This is a genomic window from Flaviramulus aquimarinus, from assembly GCF_039543205.1.
Lineage (GTDB): Bacteria > Bacteroidota > Bacteroidia > Flavobacteriales > Flavobacteriaceae > Flaviramulus_B > Flaviramulus_B aquimarinus.
In genome coordinates this window covers 8,054-8,408 of record NZ_BAABJH010000003.1, presented here as the reverse complement: position 1 = coordinate 8,408, position 355 = coordinate 8,054, and the positions used below count along the sequence as shown (strand labels likewise).

1 protein-coding gene is annotated in these 355 nt (G+C 46.8%); it reads right to left on the bottom strand.

Annotation, left to right across the window (positions count from 1 at the left end; all coding sequences use genetic code 11):
- A partial coding sequence (locus ABD941_RS14675) for a hypothetical protein (RefSeq protein WP_345274125.1) occupies window positions 1–355 on the bottom strand: 355 nt, incomplete at both ends.

Sequence of the window (355 nt, the reverse complement as noted above, 5' to 3'; positions counted from 1 at the left end):
TGTTGCATAATCGCAAGCATTTGAGCTATCATCAGCTGGTGCCGTGTATGTAATGTCTATAGGTGCTGTAACTGTAAAGTCAGCTGTTTCGGTAATGGTCTCACACAGGTCCGTAATGGTCCATGTAACGGTAACCGAACCGCCATCACAAAGTACAGGAGCAGATGCAGTAGCACTGTTATCAGTTAGTACCGGAGTACATCCGTTTGCAATGTTGAATGCAGCGGTCTGTGCCGTTACCCAATTGCTGAATGCGGTGTCCAGATCGCTCTGTGTTGCATAATCGCAAGCATTGGAGCTATCATCGGCTGGTGCCGTGTATGTAATGTCTATAGGTGCTGTAACTGTAAAGTCA